This is a genomic window from Marilutibacter aestuarii, assembly GCF_006546775.1.
In the GTDB taxonomy this organism is placed as follows: Bacteria; Pseudomonadota; Gammaproteobacteria; order Xanthomonadales; family Xanthomonadaceae; genus Marilutibacter; species Marilutibacter aestuarii.
The window spans coordinates 1-9,448 of the sequence record NZ_VICE01000078.1; the positions used below are offsets into that span (position 1 = coordinate 1).

Sequence of the window (9,448 nt, forward strand, 5' to 3'; positions counted from 1 at the left end):
CCCGGCCCGCGCCCGCCCGGCCGCGAGCGGGGCATGCTGCGGTCCACCGCCGTGTTCAGCGTGATGACCTTCATCTCGCGCATTGCCGGCTACGTGCGCGATGCAGTGACCGCCAGCCTGTTCGGCGCCGGGCCGGGCATGAGCGCCTTCGTGGTCGCCTACCGGATCCCGAATTACCTGCGGCGCATCTTCGCCGAGGGTTCGTTCTCCTCGGCCTTCGTGCCGGTGCTGTCGGAGATGAAGGAAAAGGGGGACGACGAGGCCCTGCAGGACCTGCTCAACCACGTCGCCGGCGCCCTGTTCGCGGTGGTGCTCGTGGTCAGCGCGCTGGGCGTGCTGGCGGCACCGTGGATCGCGCGGCTGTTCCTGGCCCTGGCGCCGGCCGACGCGGAAACCATCCCGTTGACGGCCGAGATGCTGCGCATCACCTTCCCGTACCTGGTCTTCATCTCGATGACGGCGCTCGCGGGCGGGGTGCTCAACACGTTCCGGCACTTCGGCCTGCCGGCGCTGACGCCGGTCCTGCACAACCTCGCGATGATCGCGGCGATGTGGCTGCTGGCCGACCGCCTGGCCGTGCCCGAGGCCTCGATGGCCTGGGGCGTGCTCGCCGCGGGCGTGTTGCAGGTGCTCGTGCTGTGGCCGGCGATGGGTCGACTGGGCCTGCGCCCGCGACTGCGCTTCGACGTCCGCCATGCCGGCGTGCGCAAGGTCGCGCGGCTGATGCTGCCGACCGTCTTCTCCTCCTCGGTGGCCCAGGTGAACGTACTCGTGGGCACCATGTTCGCGGCCCTGCTGGTGCCCGCGGCGCAGTCCTGGCTGTACTACTCCGACCGCCTGACCGAATTGCCGCTGGGCCTGTTCGGCGTGGCGATCGGCACCGTGATCCTGCCCCAGTTGTCGCGCCACCATGCCTCCGGCGACGAGGCCGGCTACTCGAAGTCGCTCGACTGGGGCCTGCGGATCGTGCTGCTGATCGGCGTGCCGGCCGCGGTCGGCCTGGCGCTGCTGGCCGAGCCGCTCACCGCGTCGCTGTTCCAGCGCCGCGCGTTCACCGCCGAGGACTCACGCATGGTGGGCGTGGCGCTGACCGCGATGAGCGTGGGCATCCCCACCTTCATGCTCAGCAAGGTGCTGCTGCCCGCCTTCTATGCCCGCCAGGACACCCGGACCCCGATGCGCGCGGCCATCATCACCGTCGTCGCGAACGTGGTACTGACCGTCGCCCTGGTGACCCCGCTGTGGATGATGGGCGTGGCCGAGGCGCACGTCGGCATCGCCGCCGCCAGCGCGTTGGCCGGCATCCTCAACGCCGTGCTGCTCTGGCGCTATCTGCGCCGGCAGGGCCTGTACCGCGCGCAGCCCGGTTGGGGGCGCTGGCTCCTGCGGATCGGCGTCGCGCTGGTGGCGATGACCGCGGCGGTGCTCGCCATCCGCGCCCACGTGGGTGCCTGGGGCGTGCTGCCGATGGCGGCGCGCTGGTTGTGGCTGCTGGCCGCGGTCGCCGCCGGGGGCGGAGCCTACGCCGCGACGCTGCTGCTGATGGGCTTGCGGCCCCGGCACCTGCGGCATTGAACCGGGGCGTGGCCAGGGCGGACGAGCGGCGCGTGCGCCCTATATACTGCCGGGTTCTATGAGCAGGCTGTTTCGTGACGTCGACGGCGGGCCCCGATGCCCGCACGGCAGTGTGGTCTGCATCGGCGCCTTCGATGGCCTCCACCTGGGGCATCGCGCGCTGGTGCGCCACGCGGTGGCGCGCGCGCATGCGCTTTCCGTGCCCTCGGTCGCGGTGAGCTTCGAGCCCCTGCCGCGCGAGTTCTTCGCCCCGGCGTCGCCTCCGCCGCGACTGCTGTCGGCGCGGGCCAAGGCCGAGGGCCTGCTGGCGCTTGGGATCGACTCGGTCGGCCTGCTGCGCTTCGACGCACGCTTGAGCCGCCTGTCCGCCGAGGCCTTCGTCGAGCGTGTCCTGGTGGGCCACCTGGGCGCGCGGGAAGTCTGGGTCGGACCCGGCTTCCGCTTCGGCCAGGCGCGCTCGGGCGACATCGACACCCTGCACCGGCTGGGTCGTGCGCACGGCTTCGTCGCCGGCGAGATCGAGCCGGTCATGCTGGACGGCGAGCGCGTCTCCGCCACCCGCATCCGCGCGGCACTGGTGGCGGGCGACTTCGAGGCCGCCGCGCGGCTGCTGGGACGACCGTATGCCATCGGTGGCCGCGTCGTCCGCGGCCAGCAGCTCGGCCGCACCCTGGGCTACCCCACCGCGAACATCCGCTTCGGTGGCAGGACGCCGCCCCTGTCGGGCATCTATGCGACCCGGGTCCACGGCGTGGGGGAGGGGCCGATGGCCTCGGTGTCCAGCCTCGGCACCCGTCCGACCGTGGACGGCGTCGAACCCCTGCTCGAAGCCCACCTGTTCGATTTCGACGGCGACCTGTACGGTCGCAGGATCGAAGTCGAGTTCGTCGCCAAGTTGCGCGACGAGGAAAAGTTCGATGACCTCCCGGCCCTGGTCGCGCAGATGCACCGCGATGCCGACCAGGCGCGCGCCCTCCTGACGAAGCCCCCACTGCGAGCCCAAGCGTGACCGACGCCCCCGCCAATCCCTACAAGTCCACCCTGCACCTGCCGGCGACCGAGTTCCCGATGCGCGGCGACCTGCCCAAGCGCGAGCCGGCGACGCTGGCGCGCTGGGAAGAGGAGGGGCTCTACCAGCGCCTGCGCGAGAATGCCGCCGGCCGGCCGCTGTTCGTGCTCCACGACGGCCCGCCGTACGCCAACGGTTCGATCCACCTCGGCCACGCGGTGAACAAGATCCTCAAGGACATCATCGTCAAGTCCAAGTACCTGGCGGGCTTCGACGCTCCTTACGTGCCGGGCTGGGACTGCCACGGCCTGCCGATCGAGATCGCGATCGAGAAGAAGTTCGGCAAGGTCGGGGTGAAGCTGGACGCGGTGGAGTTCCGGCAGAAGTGCCGCGACTACGCCAATGAGCAGATCGACATCCAGCGTCGCGACTTCAAGCGCCTGGGCGTGGTCGGCGACTGGGACAACCCGTACAAGAGCCTCGATTTCCGCTTCGAGGCCAACGAGATGCGCGCGCTGGCCAAGGTGATCGACAACGGCCACCTGACCCGCGGCGTGAAGCCGGTGCACTGGTGCTTCGACTGCGGCTCGGCCCTGGCCGAGGCCGAGATCGAGTACCAGGACAAGGTGTCGCCGGCGATCGACGTGGCGTACATCGCGCGCGACCCCGCCGCGCTGGCCAAGCTGTTCGGCGCGCTGCACCCGGCGGACGTCGACGTCGCCGTGCCGATCTGGACCACCACGCCGTGGACCCTCCCGGCATCGCTGGCCATCTCGATCGGGCCCGACCTGGGCTATGCCCTCGTCGAAGGCCCCGCGAACGGTGGGCGTCGCCGTTGGCTGGTCGTCGCCGAGGCGCTGGTCGACAGGGCGCTCGCGCGCTACGGGGTGGACGAGGCGGTGGTGCACGGCCGTGCTGTCGGCGCTGCGCTCGAAGGCCAGGTGCTGGCGCACCCGTTCTACGACAACCGCGACATCCCGCTGATCCTGGGCACCCACGTGTCCGACGAGGACGGTACTGGCGCGGTGCACACGGCGCCCGGCCACGGCCAGGAAGACTATGTCGCCAGCAAGCAGTACGGCCTGCTCGACAAGTACACCGCTGCCGAGCTCAATCCCGTCGACGGTCGCGGCGTTTACCTGCCGTCGACGCCGCCGGCCGGCGAGACCGTGCTCGCCGGGCAGCACATCTGGAAGGCCAACGACGCCATCGTCGAGGCCCTGCGCGCGAACGGCCACCTGCTGGCGTTCGCGAAGCTCGAGCACAGCTATCCGCACTGCTGGCGCCACAAGACGCCGATCGCCTTCCGCGCGACGCCGCAGTGGTTCATCTCGATGGACCAGGCGAACCTGCGCGCCGATGCGCTGGCCGCGATCGGCGAGGTCGAGTGGTATCCGAAGTGGGGCCAGGCGCGCATCGCCGGCATGGTCGAGGGGCGTCCGGACTGGACGATCTCGCGCCAGCGCACCTGGGGCGTGCCGATCGCGCTGTTCGTCCATCGCGAAACGGGCGAGCCGCACCCGCGCAGCACCGACCTGATGCGCCAGGTGGCCGACCGGGTGGAGCAGGGCGGCGTCGATGTCTGGTACACGCTCGACGCAACGGAGCTGCTGGGCGCCGAAGCCGGCGACTACGAGAAGATCACCGACATCCTCGACGTCTGGTTCGACTCGGGCGTCACCCACGAATGCGTCCTGCTCGAGCGCGGCTTCGGCAAGCCGGCCGACCTGTACCTGGAGGGCTCGGACCAGCATCGCGGCTGGTTCCAGTCCTCGTTGCTGACAGGCGTGGCGATCGACAAGGCCGCGCCCTACCGCCAGTGCCTGACGCACGGGTTCACGGTCGACGAGAAGGGCCGCAAGATGTCCAAGTCGCTGGGCAACGGCATCGAGCCCCAGGACATCATGAATACCCTTGGCGCGGACATCCTGCGCCTGTGGATCGCCTCGGCCGACTACAGCAACGAGATGTCGCTGTCGCAGGAGATCCTCAAGCGCAACGCCGATGCCTACCGCCGCATCCGCAACACCGCGCGCTTCCTGCTGGGCAACCTGCACGGCTTCGATCCCGCGCGCGACCTGGTGGCCGTCGACGACATGGTCGCCCTGGACCGCTGGATCCTGCATCGTGCCTGGCAGCTGCAGGAAACCGTCAAGGCCGCCTATGCCCGATACGACTTCGCCGAGATCGTCCAGGCGCTGCTGAACTTCTGCAGCGTCGACCTGGGCTCGATCTACCTGGACGTCACCAAGGACCGCCTGTACACGATGCAGGAGGACTCGCGCGGCCGGCGTTCGGCGCAGACCGCGATGTACCACGTGATCGAAGCCTTCGTCCGCTGGATCGCCCCGGTGCTCGGCTTCACCGCCGATGAATTGTGGGGTTACCTGCCCGCGCCAGCGAACGGCACGCGGGAAGGCAACGTCCTGTTCGCCACCTGGTACGAGGGGCTGGCGCCCATGGCCGACGACGCCGCGCTGTCGCCGGCGCGTTTCGAGCGACTGCTGGAGCTTCGCGAGGAGGTCAGCGGGGTGCTCGAACCCATGCGCGCCGCCGGTCGCATCGGCGCCGCGCTCGAGGCCGAGATCCGCCTCGCCTGCGGGGTGGCCGACCAGAACTGGCTGGCGCCGCTGGCGGACGAACTGCGTTTCTTCTTCATCAGCGGCGACGTGGAGGTCGTCGCCGACGACGACGCCAAGGACGTCCGGGTCGAAGCCGAACCCACCACCAAGTCCAAGTGCGTGCGCTGCTGGCACCATCGCGCCGACGTCGGCCAGGTCGAAGCCCATCCGCTGCTGTGCGGACGCTGCGCCAGCAACGTCGACGGCGACGGCGAAGACAGGCGGTGGTTCTGATGGCCGCGCCGCGTCCCCGTCCCGATGCCCTGGCCTGGCTGGCGCTGTCGGTCCTGGTCATCGTCCTGGACCAGTGGAGCAAGGCCTGGGTGCTTTCGTCCCTGCCCGAATACACCGCCATCCCGGTGATCGATGGCTTCTGGAACTGGTACCGGACCTACAACACGGGCGCTGCGTTCAGCTTCCTCAGCGATGCCGGCGGTTGGCAGAAGTATTTCTTCACCCTCCTGGCGGCCGGCATCTGCGGGCTGCTGGGGTACTGGCTGTCGCGCACGCCGCGCCGTGACTGGCGGACCGCCGCGCCCTACGCACTGGTCATCGGCGGGGCCATCGGCAACGTGATCGACCGCCTGGTGCACGGGCACGTGGTCGATTTCATCCAGTGGCACTGGCAGGACTATTTCTGGCCGGCGTTCAACATCGCCGACTCGGCCATCGTCGCCGGTGCCATCGGCATCGCCGTGCACGGCCTGTTCAGCGGCGCCCGTCCGGCGCAGGCCGACTGAGTCGGCGTTACACTGTCGCTTGTCGGCCGCACCCCGCGTGCAGGCCATCGCCCCACGCCTGGATCCCATGGACGTACTGCTCGCCAATCCCCGAGGTTTCTGCGCCGGCGTCGACCGTGCCATCGAGATCGTCAAGCGCGCGATCGAGACGCTGGGCGCGCCGATCTACGTACGCCACGAGGTCGTCCACAACCGGTTCGTGGTCGACGACCTCAAGCGCCGCGGCGCGGTGTTCGTCGAAGAGCTGGACGAGGTGCCCGATGGCGCCACGGTCATCTTCAGCGCCCATGGCGTGTCCAAGGCCGTGCGCGAGGAGGCCGACCGTCGCGGCCTGAAGGTGTTCGACGCCACCTGCCCGCTGGTGACCAAGGTCCACTTCGAGGTCTCGCGCCACTGCCGCGCCGGCAACGATGTCATCCTCATCGGCCATGCCGGCCACCCCGAGGTCGAAGGCACCATGGGGCAATGGCAGCGCGAAAAGGGCAAGGGCAACATCTACCTGATCGAGGACGTCGCGGACGTCGAGCGGGTGCAGGTCGGCCAGCCCGAGCACCTCGCCTACACCACCCAGACCACCTTGTCGGTGGACGACACCCAGGCGGTCATCGCGGCCCTCAAGCGGCGCTTCCCGGCGATCCAGGGCCCGCGCAACGACGACATCTGCTACGCCACCCAGAACCGCCAGGACGCCGTGCGCGAGCTGGCCGCCGAATGCGACCTGGTCCTGGTCGTCGGCTCGGTGAACAGTTCCAATTCCAACCGCCTGCGCGAACTGGCCGAACGCGAGGGCGTCGAGGCCCACCTCATCGACGGTGCGATCGAGATCGACCCGCGCTGGGTGGAGGGACGCACGCGCATCGGCATCACCGCCGGCGCCTCGGCCCCCGAAGTCCTGGTGAGGGGCGTGATCGAGCGCCTGCGCGAACTGGGCGCCGCCCACGTCGCCGAGCTCAGCGGCGAACCCGAGAACATGGTCTTCGCCCTGCCCAAGGAACTGCGCGTCCAGCTCGTGGACTGAGCTGCCCGCGACGGGCGCCCGCACCAGCTTTCGATTGACCCCGGCGCCCACCCCGCCTAGAATTCAGCTCCCGCGGCCCGTCGCGGCGCCGCGCTTCGCAGGGCGGCATGCTCCACGCCGGAGTAGCTCAGTTGGTAGAGCACGTCATTCGTAATGATGGGGTCGTAGGTTCGATTCCTATCTCCGGCACCAATCGCGGCATGCAGGGCGCCCGCCCTGGATCGCCATCGACGAAAAAGCCCCGCAAGCGGGGCTTTTTCGCGTCCAGGGACCGGGCTCGGCCAGGTCGCTACCCGTTGTCGTTCCCGGGGAGCGTCTTGGCCATGAAGCTGGCCGAGGCCGGGCACAGGCTGGCGAACTGCGTGCTGGCGACGATGCCCGGTGGAGCATCCTCGCGCGCCAGGGTTCGGTAACCCAGTCGCTGGAAGAAGCCGGTGGCGGTCGTGGTCAGCAGGAACAGGCGTTCGAGGCCTCGGGCAGTGGCCTCTCGCTCGGCGTGGTCGACGAGGGCCTCGCCGAGGCCACGTCCGCGGGCCTCGGCGGCGACGGCGAGCGAGCGGAGCAGGGCAGCGTTGCCGTGCATCTCAAGGCCCACCAGGCCCTGCAGCGCGCCATCGGCGACATGTCCAAACAGCACGGCGCTGGACTCCTGTAGATCACTTGCATCGAGATCGCAGGCGGCAAGCAGGGCCTCGACAGCGGCGTCATGGTTGATCGCTTCGATCAAGCCGGGCCGGGTGGGCGGCATGACATCATCGCCTTCAATCGACATCGGCGTGGACCCAGTCCAGCACCGGATCGACCCACGCCGGCATCGGCGTATAGAAGGCGCCATGCCGCTTGCCGGTCGCGATCCCGATCTCCTCGAACGAGGCCAGCTCGCGCGACTGCTCGGCGAGGGGCTGGCAGCTGCCGGCCAGCTCGTCGCTCTTCTCGAAGATCGAGAGAACGCGGCCCGTGAACTGCAGGTGGGTCGGCACGTCTCCCATCGGACACGCGGCCAGCAGGACGAAACGTACCCCGGGGCGCCGCAGAAAGCTGGAGACCCGCGTCGCGATCCCGCCGCCCTTCGAGAAACCGGCGACGACGATGCGCTTGGCCGGCACGCCCCGCGCAATGAGCGCTTCGACCTGCGACACGACGACACCCGCATAACGGTTCATCTCGGTACCCGGGGGGCGCTGTGCCGAGATCACGACGGCGCCCCGGCTCGCCAATGCATCCAGTACCGCGGGATAGTCATAGCGACCGAACCGGGAATCGGTAGGCGTGGGGCCGGCGTTCTCGATGATCCGGCCGTGCAGGTAGATCAGGTGGACCCGCGCAGCATCCGGCGACTCGGGCACATCGGTCATGACGGCGGCGGCGGCCGTCGGGGCCACGAGGGTCAGCACCAACAGGATCCAGGCGTTCAAGGGGCACTCCAGCAAGTGGACGGAAGGGGGCGGGCGGTGCCAACCATAGCGGCAATTCGGGAGCTCGTCGCTGTGCCGGAAGTCGGGAAGGGCAGCGCTGGGCCGGCCATGGCCGCTGGCATCGCGAGCCGGGCATCGGCCTGCCACCGGCCCGCGGCCACGGGCCCCGCGCGCTATACCCCGTGGGTATCCGGCGGCGCGAGTCCGTCACCAGTCCGGCGCAACGCGGCCTTGTTCGCGAGATGCGACTCCACAGCCTCCAGCGTCGGGAAGTAAGGGTTGGCCTCAAGCTGTCTGATCGCCGCCATGTCTTGATCCAGCCCGGCGAGGTGCGGCGCGGGCACCAGGTCGTAGCGCCCGCCACCCACGACAAACGGGCCACGATGGTTCGGCACGAAGAACCGGGGCGCGAGGGCCGTGCCGGTTTCGTCCCAGAAGAGCCAGCCACCGTCTTCGACGTCGATGGCCTCGCAATATCCGATGGCCTCCCCAGCCCCCGGGAAGACCATCAGTGTCGCTTCATCGGTCGCAACGGCAAAAATCATGTGACCTCTGATTGGGTGGGTGGCATTGACCTGAGGCGGATCATGTAGCCAGTTGGCGGGAAACGCGTTGCGGAATTATTGGGCCTCGCTCCGCAATCGACGGACCTCATCTATGAACGAAACCTTGCGACTCTGGTACAGGTCGCGCGTTCCGCCAGATTCCGCGGCGATGGCAGCCTTGAACTTTGAATACCGCGCAGCCGTCGAGGGCGAGTCAAGCAAGATGTCGCGGAAGCGCAGGTGCCGCATCAACTCGGCGCTATCTTGCTCGAGCATGTGGAGATGATGGGTGCGCCGTGGGGATCCTTGCACGAAGTAGTGCCGAAGAGGAATGCCGTTCTCGCCCCGGTACTCATATCCGAGGTCGGTCAGGAGGGGAACGAGTGCACGCCCTCCTTCAAAGGATTGAATGACGACGGCCATGTCGAGGTGAATCGCCCCGGGTTTCATAGACACCTACGAGCCTGAAAGTCCCGCTTGCCGTTCGAACTCTACCGGAGAGACGCCTCCATTGGAGCCGTGTCG

At 69.0% G+C, this 9,448-nt stretch carries 9 protein-coding genes and 1 tRNA gene; 6 read left to right on the forward strand and 4 right to left on the reverse strand.

Annotated features, from left to right (window positions below):
- Positions 1 to 33 precede the first annotated feature (33 nt).
- The 6 genes from murJ to FKV25_RS08330 all read left to right on the forward strand — a co-directional run bounded on the left by murJ (position 34) and on the right by FKV25_RS08330 (position 7,155).
- A complete protein-coding gene (murJ, locus tag FKV25_RS08305) occupies positions 34 to 1,575 on the forward strand; it encodes a murein biosynthesis integral membrane protein MurJ (protein ID WP_141518328.1) in 1,542 nt (513 codons plus the stop codon).
- Between the two features lie 58 nt (positions 1,576 to 1,633).
- A complete protein-coding gene (locus FKV25_RS08310) occupies positions 1,634 to 2,584 on the forward strand; it encodes a bifunctional riboflavin kinase/FAD synthetase (protein WP_141518329.1) in 951 nt (316 codons plus the stop codon).
- A gap of 59 nt (positions 2,585 to 2,643) precedes the next feature.
- Complete coding sequence (ileS, locus tag FKV25_RS08315) at positions 2,644 to 5,439, forward strand: isoleucine--tRNA ligase (protein ID WP_246072019.1); 2,796 nt, start codon at positions 2,644 to 2,646, stop codon at positions 5,437 to 5,439.
- On the forward strand, positions 5,439 to 5,945 hold the full coding sequence (gene lspA / locus FKV25_RS08320) for a signal peptidase II (RefSeq protein ID WP_141518331.1): 507 nt from the start codon (positions 5,439 to 5,441) through the stop codon (positions 5,943 to 5,945). Before ileS ends, lspA begins: the two co-directional genes overlap by 1 nt.
- A gap of 67 nt (positions 5,946 to 6,012) precedes the next feature.
- On the forward strand, positions 6,013 to 6,963 hold the full coding sequence (gene ispH / locus FKV25_RS08325; protein ID WP_141518332.1) for a 4-hydroxy-3-methylbut-2-enyl diphosphate reductase: 951 nt from the start codon (positions 6,013 to 6,015) through the stop codon (positions 6,961 to 6,963).
- A 116-nt stretch (positions 6,964 to 7,079) separates the two neighbouring features.
- Positions 7,080 to 7,155, forward strand: a tRNA-Thr gene (locus FKV25_RS08330).
- A gap of 97 nt (positions 7,156 to 7,252) precedes the next feature.
- Here the strand turns inward: FKV25_RS08330 and arsN2 are convergent.
- The 4 genes from arsN2 to FKV25_RS08350 form a co-directional block, all read right to left on the reverse strand.
- Positions 7,253 to 7,711, reverse strand: a complete 459-nt coding sequence (arsN2, locus tag FKV25_RS08335; RefSeq protein ID WP_141518333.1) for an arsenic resistance N-acetyltransferase ArsN2 — start codon at positions 7,709 to 7,711, stop codon at positions 7,253 to 7,255.
- 13 nt (positions 7,712 to 7,724) lie between these two features.
- Entirely contained in the window at positions 7,725 to 8,378 is a 654-nt protein-coding gene (locus FKV25_RS08340; RefSeq protein ID WP_141518334.1) for an alpha/beta hydrolase, read from the reverse strand.
- A gap of 173 nt (positions 8,379 to 8,551) precedes the next feature.
- Complete coding sequence (locus FKV25_RS08345) at positions 8,552 to 8,923, reverse strand: hypothetical protein (RefSeq protein WP_141518335.1); 372 nt, start codon at positions 8,921 to 8,923, stop codon at positions 8,552 to 8,554.
- A 75-nt stretch (positions 8,924 to 8,998) separates the two neighbouring features.
- On the reverse strand, positions 8,999 to 9,346 hold the full coding sequence (locus FKV25_RS08350) for a GrpB family protein (RefSeq protein WP_170218592.1): 348 nt from the start codon (positions 9,344 to 9,346) through the stop codon (positions 8,999 to 9,001).
- Between the last annotated feature and the right edge of the window lie 102 nt (positions 9,347 to 9,448).

Bases quoted from the DNA above. Each gene is read 5' to 3' on its own strand.
- murJ (WP_141518328.1), top strand. From the start codon at position 34: ATGCTGCGGTCCACCGCCGTGTTCAGCGTGATGACCTTCATCTCGCGC.
- FKV25_RS08310 (WP_141518329.1), top strand. From the start codon at position 1,634: ATGAGCAGGCTGTTTCGTGACGTCGACGGCGGGCCCCGATGCCCGCAC.
- ileS (WP_246072019.1), top strand. From the start codon at position 2,644: ATGCGCGGCGACCTGCCCAAGCGCGAGCCGGCGACGCTGGCGCGCTGG.
- lspA (WP_141518331.1), top strand. From the start codon at position 5,439: ATGGCCGCGCCGCGTCCCCGTCCCGATGCCCTGGCCTGGCTGGCGCTG.
- ispH (WP_141518332.1), top strand. From the start codon at position 6,013: ATGGACGTACTGCTCGCCAATCCCCGAGGTTTCTGCGCCGGCGTCGAC.
- arsN2 (WP_141518333.1), bottom strand. From the start codon at position 7,711: ATGCCGCCCACCCGGCCCGGCTTGATCGAAGCGATCAACCATGACGCC.
- FKV25_RS08345 (WP_141518335.1), bottom strand. From the start codon at position 8,923: ATGATTTTTGCCGTTGCGACCGATGAAGCGACACTGATGGTCTTCCCG.
- FKV25_RS08350 (WP_170218592.1), bottom strand. From the start codon at position 9,346: ATGGCCGTCGTCATTCAATCCTTTGAAGGAGGGCGTGCACTCGTTCCC.